The following is a 17,568-nucleotide window of genomic DNA, read 5'->3' as shown; positions in this document are numbered from 1 at the left end:
GAATTAAGTATAAAAAATTAATAGAAAGTGTATAAGATAATAGGTTTCTCTGATTTATCAATGTATTTTGCCGTTTCTTTAAATGCATTCACCGAAAGCATGGGACAGCCAAGACTGAGGCAGGTTGGCTTTTCAGATTCCATATCAGGAACACTGCTGAAAGAATGAAGAACAATAGCCCGTTGCATTGCATTATCATTGGTAGAATCAAGTCCTTTTAAACGGTAAGCTTTTCCAAATTGTCCAATATAACTGCTTCCGATTGCATACTTTCCAAGAGATGACTGATAGGAACCTTCCACATTACTGAACTTCAAAGCATTTGAACCTGAAATTACAGATCCTGAGCCATGAGCTACAATAGCTTTTTGTACAATTTTATTATTCCTGAGGTCATAAATGAAGTACCTGTATTTTCCTGATGGGATTTTAAAGTTAATAAAAACAGCCAGCTCCTGATTATAATCTTTACCTTTAACAAATTCTTTAATTTCTGAAATTTTAGATGCAGGTATTCCAAACAACGTTGCCTGTTGCGATTCGGCTTTTGAACAGGAAAGTAAAAGTATAAAAAAGAAGATAAAGATTCTCATCATCTGTATAAGAAAGCTATTCTATAATCATTCCATCCTTCATAACGAGCTTACGGTCTGTAATTTCAGCCAGATTCGGATTGTGGGTAACAATCACAAAAGTCTGATTATACTTATCTCGAAGATCAAAAAACAGCCTGTGAAGGTCATCCGCATTTTTTGAATCCAGATTTCCCGTAGGTTCATCAGCAAAAATAATTTTTGGCGAATTGATTAAAGCTCTTGCAACGGCTACCCTTTGCGCTTCTCCACCGGAAAGCTGGTTGGGCTTATGATTCAGTCGTTGTTCAATTTTAAGGTCCTCAAATAAAGCATATGCTTTTTCAATAGCTTCTCTTTCATTAGCTCCTGCAATTTTGGTAGGAAGCAAAACATTTTCCAAAGCAGTAAACTCAGGAAGCAACTGATGGAATTGAAACACAAAACCGATATTCTGATTTCTGAATTTTGATAACTGCTTATCATTCATGTTAATAAATGATTCTCCGGCAATCTCAATTTCAGTATCATATTTCCCGGATTGAGTGGGATGATCCAAAGTTCCTAAAATCTGAAGCAATGTTGATTTACCCGCTCCGGATTCTCCTACAATAGAAACCACTTCTCCTACTTTGATGTGAATATCAACTCCTTTCAGTACTTCTAAATTCCCATAAGATTTATGGATATTTCTTGCTTTAATCATGATTCAAAAATAGTAACATATTGTCGATTTTACAACAGATTATCACAACAATATTGATATTAAAACAAAAAACCTCCCGATCGGGAGGTTTTAGTATAAATCTTTTAGAAATTACAGTAACAAAGTTAATGGATTTTCTAAATAAGTTCTTAACGTCTGTAAGAATTGAGCTCCTGTAGCACCGTCTACCACTCTGTGGTCACATGCTAATGAAAGTTTCATTGTATTTCCTACTACAATCTGACCATTCTTAACGATTGGTTTCTCGATAATAGCTCCTACTGAAAGGATAGCAGAGTTAGGTTGGTTGATGATACTTGTAAATGTCTCAATTCCGAACATTCCAAGGTTAGAAATAGAGAATGTAGATCCTTCCATTTCATTAGCCTTAAGACCTTTGTTCTTAGCTCTTGAAGCCATATCTTTTACAGCTGCAGAGATCTGAGTGTAAGACATCTGATCAGTATTTTTCAATACAGGAACTACTAATCCGTCTGGAATAGCTACTGCCACGCCAATATTGATATTCCCTCTGTGAATGATCTTATCACCAGCCCAGCTTGAATTTACCTGCGGATGTTTTCTTAATGCAATAGCTGTTGCTTTAATGATCATATCATTGAATGAAATCTTCGTATCCGGGATAGAGTTGATTTCTTTTCTCGCCTCAATAGCTTTATCCATATTGATCTCAACCATCAGATAATAGTGAGGAGCAGAGAACTTACTTTCAGAAAGACGTTTCGCAATAACGTTTCTTACCTGTGAGTTTGGCGTCTCTGTATCTTCTCCCTGAACGAAGCTTACAGCAACCTGAGCAGCAGCACTTGCAGCCGGAGCTGAAGAAGCAGCTGGTTTGGCAGCCGGCTGATAATTTTCAATATCTTTCTTAACGATTCTTCCGTTTTCTCCCGAACCCTGAACACTGTTGATATCAACTCCTTTCTCCTGAGCCATTTTCTTAGCTAGAGGAGAAATTGCCACTCTGTCAGAAGATAAAGTATTAGCCGCCGGAGCAGCTTTTTCTTCAGTTTTAGCTTCTGTTTTTTGCTCAGCTGGCTTTTCTGATACCGCAGCAGCTTTTGGAGCTCCTACAGCTGAAACATCTGTTCCTGCAGGGCCGATAATAGCCAACACACTGTCAACCGGAGCGGCACCTCCTTCTTCTACACCCTGCTTCAATAATACACCATTGAATTCAGATTCGAAATCCTGAACAGCTTTATCTGTTTCAATTTCAGCAAGAAGATCACCTTCTTTAACTGTATCACCCACATTTTTGTGCCATTTAGCTACCTTTCCTTCTGTCATTGTATCAGAAAGTCTTGGCATTGTAATCACTTCTACTCCTGCCGGAACTTCTGCTGAAGCAGTTTCCACAGTTTCTGCCTTAGGCTGTTCTTCTGATTTCTTTTCTTCAGTACCTGCAGTGGGAGCAGCAGCCCCACCTGTTAATCCTGAAATATCTTCTCCTTCATTACCGATAATTGCTAAAACAGAGTCTACAGCAGCTGCAGCACCTTCTTCTACACCAACGTATAAAAGAGTACCTTCTACTTCAGATTCGAAATCCTGAACTGCTTTATCAGTTTCAATTTCAGCTAAAATATCTCCTTCCTTTACTTTATCTCCTACTTTTTTATGCCATTTCGCCACTTTACCTTCCGTCATAGTATCCGAAAGGCGGGGCATCGTAATTACTTCTGCCATAATCTATATTGATTTGAGATCCGAGATTTGAGATTTGAGATTTCAGAAATTTCAAACTTCAAATTTCAAATTAATTTTTATTTTTTTAGTTTTCTAATTTGTCTAAGAATGGATAATCTTCCTGAGCATATACATACTCATAGATTTTCTCAGGATCAGGATATGGAGAGTTCTCCATGAATTCGATACACTCTTCAACAAAGTCTCTTGACTTATTATCTATGGTTTCCAATTCAGCTTCTGTAGCCCATCCGTTTTCAAGGATTCTGTGCTTCACCAATTCAATTGGGTCATCATTCTTGTGAATAGCTACTTCTTCTTTAGATCTGTAAGGCTCAGCATCAGACATAGAGTGACCTCTGTAACGGTAAGTTCTTGCTTCAATGAATGTTGGGCCATCTCCTCTTCTTGCTCTTTCAATAGCTTCGTAAGCAGCTTCAGCCACTTTTACCGGATCCATTGCATCTACAGCAAGACAAGGCATTTCATACCCTAATCCTAATTTATAGATATCTTCGTGATTGGCAGTTCTTTTTACAGAAGTTCCCATTGCATACTGATTGTTTTCTACCACAAATACTACAGGAAGTTTCCAGTTCATCGCCATATTGAATGTTTCATGTAATGAACCCTGTCTGGCAGCTCCATCCCCGAAGAAACAAATATTTACAGCCTTTCTGTCAAAATATTTATCTGCAAAAGCAATACCTGCTCCCAATGGAATTTGTCCTCCAACAATACCATGACCTCCGTAGAAACGGTGTTCTTTACTGAAAATGTGCATAGATCCACCCATCCCTCCGGATGTACCTGTAGCTTTACCACAAAGTTCAGCCATAATTCTCTTAGGATCTACTCCCATCGCCATTGGATGGATGTGGCATCTGTAAGCAGTAATCATACTGTCTTTGGTAAGATCCATAGCATGTGTAAATCCGGCAGGAATTGCTTCCTGACCATTATACAAATGTAAAAATCCTCTGATCTTTTGTTTTAGGTAAAGAGAACGGCATTTGTCTTCAAACCTTCTCCACATTGTCATATCTTCATACCACTTCAGGTATACCTCTTTAGAAAATTCTTTCATGTGTTAGCTCTTGCTTTTTTATGATGAAATAGTTGAGCAAAATTATGAAAAAAACTTTGTTTTTATTGTATGCATAAGTAACTTTTCGTTTTTTCTCTAAAATCTATTTGCAGGCGGACCGGATTATTCTTAATTTTCGAACCTGAGAAACGTTTATAAAACAGTATTCTGCCTATCTTTTTCTTATTGCAATATCTAAGAAATCAACCTGCCAGTATAGCCTCCCTGAAATAATTGATGAGCAGGACAGCAAAAAAACATTACATTTTATTGCCTTTCTTTTTCCTATCTTTAATTATTGTTAACATATCTTTTGGGTATTTTAATACCTCCTTTTGTGGTAAAATTCTGTAGGTTTTAAAGTTCAACTTTCTATATTATAACAGAATTACCATACAATTTAGCGGCTTCAGCTTTAATCACCTTCTATTTCTGATCTGTCATAAAATTCCCTCAGCTACTTTGAATTTTTCCACTCTAACAAATAAACAGATTCTATTCATTATATATTATAACATTAATCATCCCCTATTTGTCTTACATTTCAAAAATAACAATGGAAAATTACACCTATTCCTAATTTAAAAACTGAAGTAATTAAAATTAAAAATTTACAGGAATAAGACGTATTATCTTCAACAAAAACAGAAGAAAAGTTTTACATATTAACGTTCATCAATACTTATCTGCATTTTCAGCATCTTAAAAACTGGTCTATCATCTTGTATTCGTTTGTTTTTTGGGCTTATAATCTTATATTTGACTTTTAAACTTAAATATGGAAGAAAAAAAGTCCTCGCTTTTTCATAAAACATCAAGGGTTATCTCAGATTTCTTCAATCCACTGGTTTCTCTGATTATTTTTTTTGTCTATATGAGTGCCAGGGAGTACACATTTAAGGAATCTCTTGTTTATTTTTTTCCTTTATTATTAATGATTATTGCACCGGTTGTTATCTGGCTGGTATGGAATGTAAAAACCGGAAGGTATACCAATATGGATGTTTCCAACCGGATTCAGAGAAAAACCCTATATGTATTTATTGCAACCTGTCTTATTATTTATCTTATTTTCAATTATATCAGAAATGGATATATTGATCTGGTTCTGCTTTTTATTTTAATCCTTCTTTTTGCCCTTCAGATCAGCAATTTTTTCATTAAAAGTTCTATGCATACTGCATTTAATATATTTGTAGCCGCATTATTTTTCACCTTGGACTGGAAAATAGGTCTTGTATGGCTCGGGATTGCCAGCCTGGTAGGTCTTACCAGAATTATTTTAAAAATGCATACGGTAAAAGAAGTATTTATGGGAGCTGGAATAGCTTTTATGGTATCTTTTATTTACCTTTATTGCAATATACAATTTCAACATTAGAATTTTTATATGAAAATTAATCATCTTACTTCCGCAGAGGAAAACTTTATGAAGCTGTTTTGGAAAATGGAATCTTTCTATCTGAAGGACGTTATGGAGCAGCATCCGGAACCTAAGCCACACCAGAATACGGTATCTACCTACCTTAAAATACTAGTGGAAAAAGGATATCTCTCTACTGTAAAAGAAGGAAGAATATTCAAATATACAGTGCTTGTTCCTTTAGAAGAATATAAAAAATTCCTGCTGAAAGAACTTTCCCACAACTTTTTCAATGATTCCGGAAAAGAAATTCTGGACTTTTTATTCATCGAGAAATTAATTTCACAGGATGATCTTAAAGGGTATTTTGATCTTAAAATTGAAATTAAACCTGCAAAGGCTGAAGAACCGACATTTGAATATGCAAATGATATTCTGAGTCCTAAAAAAGAGAAGAAAGCAAAAGGAAAGGATAAAGAAAAAGATAAGGATAAAAAGAAAAAGAAGAAAAAAGATTCATAGTAATCGTTCAGTAATTTATGATGAAAATGCTTAGATACTAAAAGCAGAAAGCAACCCAATAAAAATAGGCTATCTGAAAGACGGCCTATTTTTTTATCTGTAATTGAAAAATTACCTCTGAGTTCCAGTGCTCCAAATAGGAGAATAATCACTAGAAATGACAAGGTTTCCGTCATTCTGAACGATAAGCTTGTTTACTTCTATACCGGATGTGTTTGAGCTCCACACAGCTTTGTTGTAAGAATCATATACCACCAGGTTTCCATCATTCTGGAATTCAGCTCTGCTTCCTTTATTGGTGGTTCCTGTAGCCCAGATAGCATTACCGTTTCTGCTGGATAGTACCAGATTTCCATCACCCTGGAAAGACAAATAATAACTTCCGTCGGCAGAATAAAGTTTATCCCCTGTACGGAATCTGTAACCTTTATTTACATATCCACGTCCATATCGGTCATTATTATTTACGTTTATCCGCCCATCTCTTGAAGCCCATAAAGGATTAGACCTATTATACACCACAAGGTTACCATCATCCTGAACCGTTAATTTATTGGCTCTTCTCCCATTGGTATTGGTACTGAATGCTACACCATTCCCCGGTGTATAAACAACCAGGTTACCATCTTCCTGAAAAATAGCTTTTACACCCCTGTTTGTAGTTTTGGCATCCCAGATCGAAGCACCTGCTCTGTTATACAAAACCAGATTACCGTCATTTTGAAATATCAGATAGTAACTGTTGTTATTTGACCAATATTTTCTGTCCTGTTCCAGCGTCTGGCCATTATAAATATTTTGTGCGTTCAACAATAATCCGCCAAACGCCATCATTAATGTTAATAAATGTTTTTTCATTACGATTACTTTTTGATTGATTGAGGATTTTCTAAAACTGTGCCAAAATATGGTTAGAACCTCCATAAATGGTTAATTGAATGATTTACTGAAAATTAAATTCCATAAAAAAAGCGGCTTAAAAGCCGCTTTATATTTTTACCAACGATTTCCGCCGCCACGGTTGTTGTTGTTACCGTAACCACCTCCTCTGTTGTTGTTTCCATAACCTCCACCTCTGTTGTTATCGAAGCTTCTTCTTGGCTTCTCTTCTCTAGGTTTAGCTTCAGATACGTTTAATGTTTTTCCGTTGAATTCTTTTTGGTTAAGAGCGTCAATAGCTTGCTTTCCTTCTTCATCACCCATTTCGATAAAACCAAAACCTCTAGAACGGCCAGTCTCTCTGTCTGTAACGATTTTAGCTGATGATACATCACCAAATTCTGCAAATAGATCGTGCAACTCATACTCTTTAGTTGCGTAATTGATGTTTGAAACAAAAATGTTCATTTTGAATAAATTAAAAAATTAATAAAAATTTGGTATATAAAAGAAAAACAACATAAATTAATGAACAAATATTGATTCCAAATATAAACGTATGCAAGATACAATTAAAAATTTCAAATCAAAGCTTTTTTTTACCTCTTTCTCACTTTAGTTTGAATTTAAATTTAAAAAACCGCTCATTATTAATTTTAAAATACTGATAATCAAATTTATACAGTAAAAAATCATTAAAAAGTTAAAGTTAGTTAACATAATAAAAACACTCTTTGAGTAATTATAAAAAATAAGTAACAGCTCATTATTATACAAGGTAACTAACTGAATAATGTTTCAGAATATATAGAATAATAGTATATTTATAAGTATTATATCGGATTTTTATCATGAAACAGCACACCACCAATTACATCAATACTTTTATAGAAGTTGCAGAAGACTGCCCAGTTTCCCGGGCGCAAATCCCTTCCGAAAAAAAAGAAAAAACATTAGCTAATCTCCAATACGAAAAGATCAGCAGAAATCCTTACCAATACACTTCCGATGATATTATTTTTGAATGCTATGCTATCAGGAATGATATTTCAGAAAATGAAAAGCAAAAGGAAAGAGAGCTATTCTTTTCCAAAGGTCAAGCCTGCCTCAGGGCCTCTCCGCTAGCCAAAAGATTTGGATTTGGATTTCATCATAATAAGGAAGGAAAAGTAGCTCTGTACCCTATGGAAAGCGAAGAATATCAAAAACTGTTAAAAGATCCCGGCATCACAAAAACAAAAGCAATGCGCTCCAAAAGAAAATGATTGAGAAAATGAATAATTCTCTTAAGATCAATAAATACTATTCTTTTGAAAAACCCGCTATTTAACGTTAAATTTGTACTGCAAATTATTAAGAACATGAACTACCATACAAGAAAATGGGTAAAGCCCGAAGATTTAAATCCTAATCACTCACTATTTGGAGGAAGACTTTTACAATGGATAGATGAAGAAGCTGCATTATATGCTATTATCCAGCTTGAAAACACAAAAGTAGTTACCAAATTTATTTCAGAGATCAATTTTGTGAGTTCTGCTAAACAGGGAGATATTATTGAAATTGGTATTGAAGCTACTCACTTTGGTTCTTCCTCTATTACTTTAAGATGTGATGTGCGTAATAAAATGACACATCAAACCATTATTACCGTTGAAAAAATTGTAATGGTTAACCTGGATAGCGAAGGAAATCCTGCTCCTCATGGCAAAACCAAGATTGAGTTTGTAAAAGACAGACTAAACAGCGGCGTATGAAGATTTTCATCAAGAACATGGTCTGCAACAGGTGTATTGCTGCTGTAGAAGTTATTTTTAATAACGCTGGTATAAAAACAAATTCCGTTATTTTGGGAGAAGTAGAAACAGAATCTGACATTCCCCCGGCAACAATGCAAGCCATTGAAGAAAAACTCCTTGCCTCCGGATTTGAAAGAATTATGGATTCTTCCCATCAGCTTATTGAGAAAATTAAGAACTTCGTTATTGTAAAAATCACTGAACTTGATATTGATGAAGATTTCCTTCTCTCTGAATTTTTAAGTTCAAAGCTCCATAGAGACTATAGCTCTCTTTCAAAAACATTCTCACAGAATGAGAACATAACCCTAGAACAGTTTTTTATTCTTCAAAAAATAGAAAAAGTAAAAGAATTGCTTTTATATAATGAATTCAACCTCACCGAAATCGCAGGAAAGCTGGGGTATAAAAGTGTTCAACACCTTTCCACCCAATTCCGTAATGTTACCGGATTCACCCCTACTGAATTCAAGAAATTAAAGGTTCATCACAGGAAACCCCTTGATAATCTTTAATGAGTTAAAGAGTATTCGAGTTTGAAGGTTTGAAAGCTGTTTATGATAACAAATAATTGATCAATACTCTGATACTCTAACTCTGGAAAAAACTTCAAACCTAAATTCTATAACTATTATCCTTAAATTTATAACAGCCTTAGATTTTCATTTTGGAAATTTGCAGTATAAATTTAAGAATCATGGAACAACAGTATAAAATACTCGGAATGACCTGTTCCGGTTGCCAGAAAAAAATATCCGATCAACTGAACAGCATTCACGGGGTTACAGCCGATGTAAATCTGGAAAACAATACCGCTACCATCACTTCTGATCATGCGGTTGCTCTTTCAGTTTTAAATGATTCCCTTGCGGAAATAGGAAAATACAAGTTGGAGGATCCCAACAATCCGGAGAAAGCATTTATAAAACCTCAGGATCGTGTATCTCCTTCTTCAGTATATTATTGCCCAATGGAATGTGAAGGTGACAAAGTATATTTCAAACAGGGTGAAAGATGTCCGGTTTGTAATATGTACTTGGTTCCTATTGAAGAAAAGCTGGCAAAAGATCCTAACCACAAACCTGTTTATTCAGCAACCAACCTTCCTGAAAACTTTAAAGACAGTGCCGGAAAATACTATTGTCCGATGTTCTGTGAAGGAGATAAAGTTTACGAAGAAAAAGGTGATTGCCCTGTATGCCACATGCATCTGGAAGAAATATCTGAGGCTATGGCTAAGAATGCGGCTTCACATTCACACACTCATAATCACAATCACAGTCATAACCATCATCACGAAGCGCCTAAAGTTACTGATGAAATGGCAGGAAGATATTATTGCCCGATGTATTGTGAGGGAGACAAAACTTATGACTCTAACGTTGGATGCCCTGTTTGCGGAATGGACCTGGTAAAATATCCGGAAAAGAAGACGGCAAAATATACCTGCCCAATGCACCCTGAGATCATCCGTGATGAACCGGGAAGCTGCCCAATCTGCGGAATGGACCTGGTTAGAATGCCTGACAGCGGGGACGATGAAGAAGATGAAACCTACAACATTCTGAAAAGAAAATTCCTGATCTCACTGGCATTTACTATTCCTGTTTTTATTCTCTCCATGGGCGGAATGTTTATTGATTTTCCGTTCTCACACCAGATTCAGGGCTATGTTGAACTGGCATTAACTCTCCTTGTTATGTTCTATTCAGGGTGGTTTCTGTTAAAAAGAGGCTGGGTTTCATTCAAAACCTGGAATCTCAATATGTTCAGCTTAATTGCTCTGGGGGTTGCTGCGGCATTTATTTTCAGTATTGCAGCATTGGTTTTCCCAGATATCGTTCCCCATGAAATCCGCGGACATAATCATGAGATCCCATTATACTTTGAGGCAGTCTGTGTTATTCTGACCCTTGTAATTCTGGGGCAGTTAATGGAAGCTGCCGCTCATAAAAAAACAGGAAATGCCATTAAGGAACTCATGAACTTATCTCCGGATGAAGCCAATCTCATCATAAATGGTGAAGAAAAAAGAGTTTTACTTTCCCAGGTGAAAATCGGAGACCTGTTAAAAGTAAAGCCAGGTGAAAAAATTCCGGTTGACGGAAAAATAACTGAAGGCAGCTCTATTGTAGATGAAAGTATGATTACGGGAGAACCCGTTCCTGTTGAAAAAACTGTTGATGATAAAGTTTCCTCAGGAACAATTAACGGAAACCAGGTATTCATTATGAAGGCAGAAAAAGTAGGCGATGAAACCTTACTTTCACAAATCATTAAAATGGTGAATGAAGCAAGCCGAAGCCGCGCACCGATTCAAAAATTAACAGATAAGGTCTCAAAAGTATTTGTTCCCATAGTAATCCTTATTGCTGTTCTTACTTTTGTATTATGGCAGTTCTTTGGCCCGGAAGGAAAAAGAAGTTTATTTGCTTTCGTAAATGCCGTAGCTGTTTTAATTGTAGCATGCCCTTGTGCTTTAGGTCTTGCAACTCCCATGTCTTTAATGGTAGGTATTGGAAAAGGAGCTAAAAATGGCATCCTAATCAAAAATGCAGAGGCCCTGGAACAAATGAACAAAGTAAACGTATTAATTACTGATAAAACAGGAACCTTAACAGAAGGAAAACCTTCCGTTGAACATATTGAAATCATAAACAATGAAGATAAAAGGGAGATTCTAAAGCTTGCTTTCTCCCTGAATCAAAACTCTGAGCATCCACTTTCCAATGCCGTTATCAAGAGGGCTAAGGATGAAAATATAACTGCAGAAAAAGTAGATAAGTTTGAAAACGTTTCAGGAAAAGGAGTCAAAGGAAACATTAATGGTAAAACAGCTTACCTTGGCAATGAAAGCTTATTAACTTCCCATCAGATCCAGATCCCTAATGTATTAAAACAGAAAGCAATAGAAGTACAGTCGAAGGCACATACAATTTCTTATGTGGCGCAGGATCAGAATGTATTAGGATTTATCAGCTTTACAGATAAAATTAAAGCGAGTTCTAAAAAAGCGGTAGAACGATTAATGAGTGAAGGTGTTGATATCATTATGATGACCGGAGACAACGAGCATACCGCAAAAGCGGTCGCAGAAGAACTGGGCATCAAACATTTTAAAGCAAACTGTCTTCCCGAAGATAAACTGAATGAAGTAAAAAAACTGCAGCAGCAAGGTAAAATCGTAGCCATGACCGGAGACGGAATTAATGACTCTCCTGCCCTGGCCCAGTCAGATATAGGAATAGCTATGGGAACAGGAACCGATGTAGCCATTGAAAGTGCTGAGATCACTTTATTAAAAGGAGACATTTTAGGAGTTGCAAAAGCCAAGCTGCTGAGTGAAAAACTTTTAAAAAACATTAAGGAAAACCTGTTTTTTGCCTTTATCTATAATGTTTTAGGAATTCCGGTTGCGGCAGGATTATTGTATCCATTCTTTGGAGTTCTGTTATCACCGATGATTGCCGCCGCCGCAATGAGTGTCAGCTCATTATCCGTGATCCTGAATTCGTTGAGATTAAATTCGGTAGATCTGGAGATAAAATAACAGTATGAAAAAAGAAAATCTTTACATAGGGTGTTCAGGGTTTTATAATAATGACTGGAAAGGGTCACTATATCCTGAGAATGTCTCCAGTAAAGATTTTCTTTCTTTATATGCTGAAGTTTTCAATGCGGTAGAGATCAATTCCACATTTTATAGAAAGCCTATTGCTAAAACGCTTTTAAAATGGTATGATGATACTCCTGAATCATTCAGGTTTTTCATTAAAATTCCCAAAGCAATTACCCATCAGAAACGTCTCCAGGAAAGTGGAGAAGAGATCACAGGATTTTGCCAGTACATTCAAAAGCATCTTCAACAAAAACTTTCCGGTTTTTTGTACCAGCTTCCGCCCTCCTTTAAAAATACATTGGAAAATACAGATCTGGTTGTTAATAATATTGACACCCACTTTTTAAATGTTATTGAATTCCGTCACGAATCCTGGTGGAGAAAGGAAATCTTTGATCTGTTAAAAAGTAAAAATATGGTTTTCTCAGGGGTAAGCTTTCCTGGAAATCTTTCCGAAGAGATCATCATCAATCATCCTGAAATAATATATTACAGACTCCACGGAAAACCCATACTGTACAAATCCGAATACAATGAGGATTTTCTGAACAATCTTGCAAAAGAGCTTAGCCATAAAAAGCAAACTGCATTCATATTCTTTAATAATACCTGGGGAACTGCTGCTATTAAAAATGCAATATATCTGAAAAACATTTTAATTAAGTAACAGCTTCATTTTTACCCCAACAATCATCCGTCGATTTGTTAAGATAAAATAATTCCTGAACAGAGGAATAATATCGTTATCATAACAAAAATAGAAAATGACTATCGGTTCAGTATTTATAAATGTTAAGATTTACGGAAAACAAAAATATAAATTCAGAATCAGCATTTTAATGAAAAAAGGCTTTAAAATAAAGTTCTTAAAATAATCTTAAAAAGAGAAAAAGCTAAGAAACATGGCATATAATTTGTTAACATTCAAACGTTATTTTTAACGATTTTTAACAATTTAAAATTCCATTATCTTTATGAGAAAAATTTTTGCGGGAAAGTCAAAAAATAAGGCTTTTCTCGGGATGTTTGCATTGGTGAGTGCAACCTCAGTAGTATTAAACAGCTGTAATTTTAAAAGTGATGTAAACGATACTGTCAGTTTACAGGAACATCCTGCCGCAGAAACAGTCCCCACGATGGACGATGAAAGCGTAGATCCGGATAAAAGAGTGATTTACCTTACCTTTGACGATGGCCCCAATCAGGGAACCGAAAATCTTTTAAAGATCCTGGATAAGAGAAATGTGTGTGCCACTGCTTTTTTAGTAGGAAAACATGCTTACGGGAGCACAAAACAGAAAAATGATTTTAAACTTCTAAAAGACAATCCTCTTATTGAACTGGCTAACCACAGCTTCACGCATGCGCATAACAAATACACTGATTTTTATAAAAATGCAGATGCTGTGGTACGTGATTTCGACATTGCCAAAGACAGCCTGAAGCTTCACGATAAAATAGCTAGAACACCGGGAAGAAATATCTGGAGACTCAATAACATTAATGTAACAGATATTAAAAGTTCTACAGCTGCTGCAGACGGACTTAAAAGAGCAGGATATAAAGTGATTGGCTGGGATCTTGAATGGAGACCTTCCCACAAAATGACGTTGAAAGGAAGCCACGAAGCCATGTTAAAAAAAGTAGACAGCATCTTTCTTAATGATCTTGAAAAAACATCAAGACACCTGGTTTTTCTGACTCACGACCAATATCTCAGAGATACCGATTCTATTAACGAGTTGGATTTGTTTATCGAAAAATTACAGAAAAGCAATAAGTTTGTTTTCAGAAAGATTTCCCAATATCCTAAGATCAATGAAGTACTGAACTAGTTTAAGGCAAGAAAAATCAGCTTTCCATTAGTTTAAACTTTGAACCTTAGCCTAAATTTCAGAAATTTGCATGTATGAGTATTAAAGAAAATTATAAAAAGATAAAAGATCAGCTTACAGCGGATGTTCAGCTGGTTGCCGTTTCAAAAACGCATCCGGTTTCTGCTATTCAGGAGGCATATGATTTAGGACAGAGGGTTTTTGGAGAAAATAAGGTTCAGGAACTGATGGAAAAAGCCCCTCTTCTTCCACAGGATATCCAGTGGCACCTGATCGGGCATCTGCAGACCAATAAGGTAAAATATATCGCTCCGTTCATAGATACTATTCAAAGTGTGGATTCAGAGAAACTGTTGGCTGAGATCAATAAGGAAGCAGCTAAAAACAACAGATCTATAAAAGTTTTGCTTCAGGCTAAAATCGCAGCAGAAGAAAGTAAATTCGGGCTTGAAATTTCAGAAGCAAAGGCGCTTTTCCAGCAGTATATTGATGGGAATTTTCCGAATGTTGAAATTACCGGGTTGATGGGAATGGCAACTTTTACGGATAATGAACAACAGATCAGAAAAGAATTTTTAACCTTAAAGGCACTTTTTGATGAATTGAATCAACTAAAACCTTTAAAAACCTTATCAATGGGAATGAGTGATGATTTCCCTATAGCAATTGAATGTGGTGCTAATTCTGTGAGAGTAGGATCTGCAATTTTCGGAAGAAGAGACTATTCCCAATAGAATATTTACAGAATATTTAGGTATGGTTTTTGCTAATAATTGAAACAAAAAATTTAAATTTGCGACTATGCAAAAAATCCTTATAGTAGAAGACGAAAAAGCAATCTCAGGAGTACTTCACAGTATTCTTTCTGACGAACTTACAGATTATGAATTTGTTATCGCCGAAGACGGCCTTGAAGGTTACAAACAGGTAGAAAAAGAAGATTTCGCGTTGGTGATCTCTGACATCAAAATGCCTAAACTTTCAGGAACCGAGCTTTTAAAGCAGAGTCTCGTATTGAAACCTGAAACTACATTCATCATGATTTCAGGCCACGCAGACATTGATTCTGCCGTTTCCTGCCTGAAAGAGGGTGCATACGACTTTATTTCCAAGCCTATTGACATCAACAGGCTCATCACCAGCGTAAAAAATGCCTTAGCTAAGGAAACCCTGAAGAAGGAGAACAAAAACCTTCAGACTGAAAATAAAACCTTAAAGAAAAAAGTAAATAAAAAATACCAGATGATCGGGAATTCTCCTGCTTTGCAGAAGATTCAGGATATGATCGAAAAGGTAGCTGCTTCTGATGCCAGAGTTCTTATTACAGGACCAAACGGTGCTGGAAAAGAATTAGTTGCCCATGCCATTCACAACCAAAGTGAACGGGCAAGAGGACCTATGGTAGAGGTAAACTGTGCAGCGATCCCATCTGAGCTTATTGAATCTGAACTTTTTGGACACGTAAAAGGTTCTTTTACCGGTGCTATTAAAGATAAGCAAGGTAAATTTGAGCAGGCTAACGGAGGAACCATTTTCCTTGATGAAATCGGAGATATGAGCCTTATTGCTCAGGCTAAGGTATTGAGAGCCCTTCAGGAAAGTAAAGTTTCTCCTGTAGGAAGCGATAAAGAAATAAAAGTTGATGTAAGAGTAATTGCAGCAACCAATAAAAACATGCAGAAAGAAATTGAGGAAGGCAAATTCAGAGAAGACCTTTACCACAGGCTTTCTGTAATTGAAATCTATGTTCCACCGTTGGATGACAGAAAAGATGATATCAAATTATTGGTTGAACATTTCTCCGGTATGATTGCCGATGAACATGGTACTGCTGTGAAAAAGTTTGATGATAAAGCTATTGATGCTTTAAAATCGCTTTCGTGGACCGGGAATATCAGAGAGTTAAGAAATGTTGTGGAAAGACTGATTATTCTTGGTGGAAATACTGTTTCTGAAAGTGACGTTGCAAGTTTTGTAAGGAAATAATACAACTATTATTACAATACATAAAAATTTGCAGTAGTACTACTGCAAATTTTTTTTTTTGGACTATACAAATGATAAACTATATGAATCTTAAAATATTATGAAATTTTTAAACAAAAACTACACAAAAGAATGCCTGACTTTGGCTCTGCCTGTGATGCTCACCCAGGTAGGGCAAGTTTCGGTGAATTTATTTGACAATATTATTGTCGGAAAACTGCTAGGGGCAGATGCATTAGCCTCTGTTTCATTAGGAAATGCAGTATTCTTCTCTATATTTGTACTGGCACTTGGCTTTTCATTTGCTATACCTCCACTGGTTTCGGAAGCCCATTCAAAGCAGGATCATAATACAATCAACTCTGTATTCAGCCATGGTTTTATTATCAATATGACGGTGGGAATATTACTTATGGTAATTCTTCTCTTAGGAATGCCTCTACTCTATCACTCAGGACAACCCGCAAAGATTATTCCTGATACAGTAGACTTCCTGAGCATTATGGTTATCAGCATGATTCCGTTTATGGCATTTCAAACGCTTCGTGAGGTTTCTGAAGGTCTTTCATACACCATTGGGGTAACTAAAGCTACCATCATTGCTAACGTTATCAATATTGCCTTAAACTATGTGTTCATCAAAGGTCTTTGGGGGTTACCTCCAATGGGTGTAAAAGGATCTGCGTTAGCCACCTTAATTTCCAGAATTTTCATGGTAATTTTCCTTTATTTTGTATTATTGAAGGAAGAAAGAACGAGACGTTATATCAAGGATTTTTCGTTAAAAATTCAAAACTTCTCAAAAGCCATGTTTGATAAAATGGTAAGACTGGGATTGCCTACTGCTTTACAGATGTTCTTCGAGGTAACGGCTTTTGCCGGTGCTGCTTTCATATGCGGATTAATTTCTGCACATGATATTGCGTCTCACCAGATCGCTCTGAGTATGGCTTCATTTACCTTCAACCTTTGCGTTGGGTTCAGTGTGGCTTCTACGGTAATGATCGGAAGAAAACTTGGAGAGCAGAACTTTGTTGAGCTAAGAAAAGTCGGGATCAATAACTTAAAGATTGCTTTTATCTTTATGTGTATCTGCGGATTGGTTTTCATTTTAGGAAGAAACATTTTACCTACTTTCTTCACAAAAAAAGAAGAAGTTGAAGTAATTGCATTAGCTTCAAAACTGATGATTATTGCGGCTTTATTCCAATTATCTGATGGTATTCAGGTAACAGCTTTAGGAACATTGAGAGGATTGCAGGATGTAAAAATTCCGTCAATTTATACTTTCATCGCCTATTGGATAATTACCATTCCGTTGGGTTATTTCTTCTGTGTAACATTGGAAATGGGAGCTTTCGGAATGTGGATCGCTCTTGGATTAGGATTAACGGTTTCCGCCGTCTTCCTGGTCAAACGATTTATGAATATGTCTGCCAAACGAATTAAGCAGAATATGTAATATTTAAAGGCTGTTTCTATGGAAGCAG

At 36.1% G+C, this 17,568-nt stretch carries 17 protein-coding genes; 11 read left to right on the top strand and 6 right to left on the bottom strand.

Going from position 1 to position 17,568, the window contains the following annotated elements:
* Positions 1-17: 17 nt before the first annotated feature.
* From EG339_RS16625 to pdhA, 4 genes are all read right to left on the bottom strand, one after another.
* Positions 18-596, bottom strand: coding sequence for a murein L,D-transpeptidase catalytic domain-containing protein (locus EG339_RS16625; protein ID WP_123871070.1), 579 nt, complete (start codon positions 594-596; stop codon positions 18-20).
* Positions 597-609: 13 nt separating this feature from the next.
* On the bottom strand, positions 610-1,278 hold the full coding sequence (locus EG339_RS16620) for an ABC transporter ATP-binding protein (RefSeq protein WP_123871069.1): 669 nt from the start codon (positions 1,276-1,278) through the stop codon (positions 610-612).
* A gap of 111 nt (positions 1,279-1,389) precedes the next feature.
* A complete protein-coding gene (locus tag EG339_RS16615) occupies positions 1,390-2,988 on the bottom strand; it encodes a pyruvate dehydrogenase complex dihydrolipoamide acetyltransferase (RefSeq protein WP_123871068.1) in 1,599 nt (532 codons plus the stop codon).
* 85 nt (positions 2,989-3,073) lie between these two features.
* The gene (pdhA, locus tag EG339_RS16610) at positions 3,074-4,075 is read right to left on the bottom strand and encodes a pyruvate dehydrogenase (acetyl-transferring) E1 component subunit alpha (protein ID WP_123871067.1); all 1,002 of its coding nucleotides are present in this window, start codon (positions 4,073-4,075) and stop codon (positions 3,074-3,076) included.
* A 778-nt stretch (positions 4,076-4,853) separates the two neighbouring features.
* Here pdhA and EG339_RS16605 point away from each other — a divergent pair.
* A complete protein-coding gene (locus EG339_RS16605; RefSeq protein WP_123871066.1) occupies positions 4,854-5,456 on the top strand; it encodes a phosphatase PAP2 family protein in 603 nt (200 codons plus the stop codon).
* 9 nt (positions 5,457-5,465) lie between these two features.
* Entirely contained in the window at positions 5,466-5,960 is a 495-nt protein-coding gene (locus EG339_RS16600; protein WP_123871065.1) for a BlaI/MecI/CopY family transcriptional regulator, read from the top strand.
* 111 nt (positions 5,961-6,071) lie between these two features.
* Here the strand turns inward: EG339_RS16600 and EG339_RS16595 are convergent, their stop codons facing one another.
* Both EG339_RS16595 and EG339_RS16590 read right to left on the bottom strand, forming a co-directional pair.
* Positions 6,072-6,818: a hypothetical protein gene (locus EG339_RS16595; protein ID WP_164466451.1), complete on the bottom strand. Its 747-nt coding sequence runs from the start codon at positions 6,816-6,818 to the stop codon at positions 6,072-6,074.
* Positions 6,819-6,956: 138 nt separating this feature from the next.
* The gene (locus EG339_RS16590) at positions 6,957-7,307 is read right to left on the bottom strand and encodes an RNA recognition motif domain-containing protein (RefSeq protein ID WP_123871063.1); all 351 of its coding nucleotides are present in this window, start codon (positions 7,305-7,307) and stop codon (positions 6,957-6,959) included.
* Between the two features lie 383 nt (positions 7,308-7,690).
* On the opposite strand from EG339_RS16590, the gene EG339_RS16585 reads away from it, so the two are divergent.
* The 9 genes from EG339_RS16585 (at position 7,691) to EG339_RS16545 (ending at position 17,540) form a co-directional block, all read left to right on the top strand.
* A complete protein-coding gene (locus EG339_RS16585) occupies positions 7,691-8,104 on the top strand; it encodes a DUF6157 family protein (RefSeq protein WP_123871062.1) in 414 nt (137 codons plus the stop codon).
* Between the two features lie 96 nt (positions 8,105-8,200).
* Complete coding sequence (locus EG339_RS16580) at positions 8,201-8,596, top strand: acyl-CoA thioesterase (RefSeq protein ID WP_123871061.1); 396 nt, start codon at positions 8,201-8,203, stop codon at positions 8,594-8,596.
* Positions 8,593-9,153 carry a helix-turn-helix domain-containing protein gene (locus EG339_RS16575; protein WP_123871060.1) on the top strand — a complete coding sequence of 187 codons (561 nt, stop codon included), beginning with the start codon at positions 8,593-8,595 and terminating at the stop codon, positions 9,151-9,153. The genes EG339_RS16580 and EG339_RS16575 overlap by 4 nt, the downstream gene beginning before the upstream one ends.
* 182 nt (positions 9,154-9,335) lie before the next feature.
* The gene (locus EG339_RS16570) at positions 9,336-12,188 is read left to right on the top strand and encodes a heavy metal translocating P-type ATPase (protein ID WP_123871059.1); all 2,853 of its coding nucleotides are present in this window, start codon (positions 9,336-9,338) and stop codon (positions 12,186-12,188) included.
* A 4-nt stretch (positions 12,189-12,192) separates the two neighbouring features.
* Positions 12,193-12,924, top strand: a complete 732-nt coding sequence (locus EG339_RS16565) for a DUF72 domain-containing protein (protein WP_123871058.1) — start codon at positions 12,193-12,195, stop codon at positions 12,922-12,924.
* Positions 12,925-13,231: 307 nt separating this feature from the next.
* Positions 13,232-14,092 (top strand): polysaccharide deacetylase family protein, encoded by an 861-nt coding sequence (locus EG339_RS16560; RefSeq protein WP_123871057.1) that lies wholly within the window; start codon positions 13,232-13,234, stop codon positions 14,090-14,092.
* 74 nt (positions 14,093-14,166) lie between these two features.
* Positions 14,167-14,826, top strand: a complete 660-nt coding sequence (locus EG339_RS16555) for a YggS family pyridoxal phosphate-dependent enzyme (RefSeq protein WP_123871056.1) — start codon at positions 14,167-14,169, stop codon at positions 14,824-14,826.
* A gap of 67 nt (positions 14,827-14,893) precedes the next feature.
* On the top strand, positions 14,894-16,078 hold the full coding sequence (locus EG339_RS16550) for a sigma-54-dependent transcriptional regulator (RefSeq protein WP_123871055.1): 1,185 nt from the start codon (positions 14,894-14,896) through the stop codon (positions 16,076-16,078).
* Positions 16,079-16,178: 100 nt separating this feature from the next.
* On the top strand, positions 16,179-17,540 hold the full coding sequence (locus EG339_RS16545) for an MATE family efflux transporter (protein WP_123871054.1): 1,362 nt from the start codon (positions 16,179-16,181) through the stop codon (positions 17,538-17,540).
* Positions 17,541-17,568: the final 28 nt, after the last annotated feature.

The organism is Chryseobacterium bernardetii (genome assembly GCF_003815975.1).
Classification (GTDB): Bacteria; Bacteroidota; Bacteroidia; order Flavobacteriales; family Weeksellaceae; genus Chryseobacterium; species Chryseobacterium bernardetii.
This window is presented reverse-complemented; position numbering and strand designations above follow the sequence as displayed.

Excerpts from the sequence above, each read along its gene's own strand:
- EG339_RS16590 (WP_123871063.1), bottom strand. The coding sequence starts at position 7,307 with ATGAACATTTTTGTTTCAAACATCAATTACGCAACTAAAGAGTATGAG.
- pdhA (WP_123871067.1), bottom strand. The coding sequence starts at position 4,075 with ATGAAAGAATTTTCTAAAGAGGTATACCTGAAGTGGTATGAAGATATG.
- EG339_RS16625 (WP_123871070.1), bottom strand. The coding sequence starts at position 596 with ATGATGAGAATCTTTATCTTCTTTTTTATACTTTTACTTTCCTGTTCA.
- EG339_RS16615 (WP_123871068.1), bottom strand. The coding sequence starts at position 2,988 with ATGGCAGAAGTAATTACGATGCCCCGCCTTTCGGATACTATGACGGAA.
- EG339_RS16600 (WP_123871065.1), top strand. The coding sequence starts at position 5,466 with ATGAAAATTAATCATCTTACTTCCGCAGAGGAAAACTTTATGAAGCTG.
- EG339_RS16620 (WP_123871069.1), bottom strand. The coding sequence starts at position 1,278 with ATGATTAAAGCAAGAAATATCCATAAATCTTATGGGAATTTAGAAGTA.
- EG339_RS16595 (WP_164466451.1), bottom strand. The coding sequence starts at position 6,818 with ATGAAAAAACATTTATTAACATTAATGATGGCGTTTGGCGGATTATTG.
- EG339_RS16545 (WP_123871054.1), top strand. The coding sequence starts at position 16,179 with ATGAAATTTTTAAACAAAAACTACACAAAAGAATGCCTGACTTTGGCT.
- EG339_RS16580 (WP_123871061.1), top strand. The coding sequence starts at position 8,201 with ATGAACTACCATACAAGAAAATGGGTAAAGCCCGAAGATTTAAATCCT.
- EG339_RS16555 (WP_123871056.1), top strand. The coding sequence starts at position 14,167 with ATGAGTATTAAAGAAAATTATAAAAAGATAAAAGATCAGCTTACAGCG.
- EG339_RS16575 (WP_123871060.1), top strand. The coding sequence starts at position 8,593 with ATGAAGATTTTCATCAAGAACATGGTCTGCAACAGGTGTATTGCTGCT.
- EG339_RS16570 (WP_123871059.1), top strand. The coding sequence starts at position 9,336 with ATGGAACAACAGTATAAAATACTCGGAATGACCTGTTCCGGTTGCCAG.
- EG339_RS16550 (WP_123871055.1), top strand. The coding sequence starts at position 14,894 with ATGCAAAAAATCCTTATAGTAGAAGACGAAAAAGCAATCTCAGGAGTA.
- EG339_RS16560 (WP_123871057.1), top strand. The coding sequence starts at position 13,232 with ATGAGAAAAATTTTTGCGGGAAAGTCAAAAAATAAGGCTTTTCTCGGG.
- EG339_RS16605 (WP_123871066.1), top strand. The coding sequence starts at position 4,854 with ATGGAAGAAAAAAAGTCCTCGCTTTTTCATAAAACATCAAGGGTTATC.
- EG339_RS16565 (WP_123871058.1), top strand. The coding sequence starts at position 12,193 with ATGAAAAAAGAAAATCTTTACATAGGGTGTTCAGGGTTTTATAATAAT.
- EG339_RS16585 (WP_123871062.1), top strand. The coding sequence starts at position 7,691 with ATGAAACAGCACACCACCAATTACATCAATACTTTTATAGAAGTTGCA.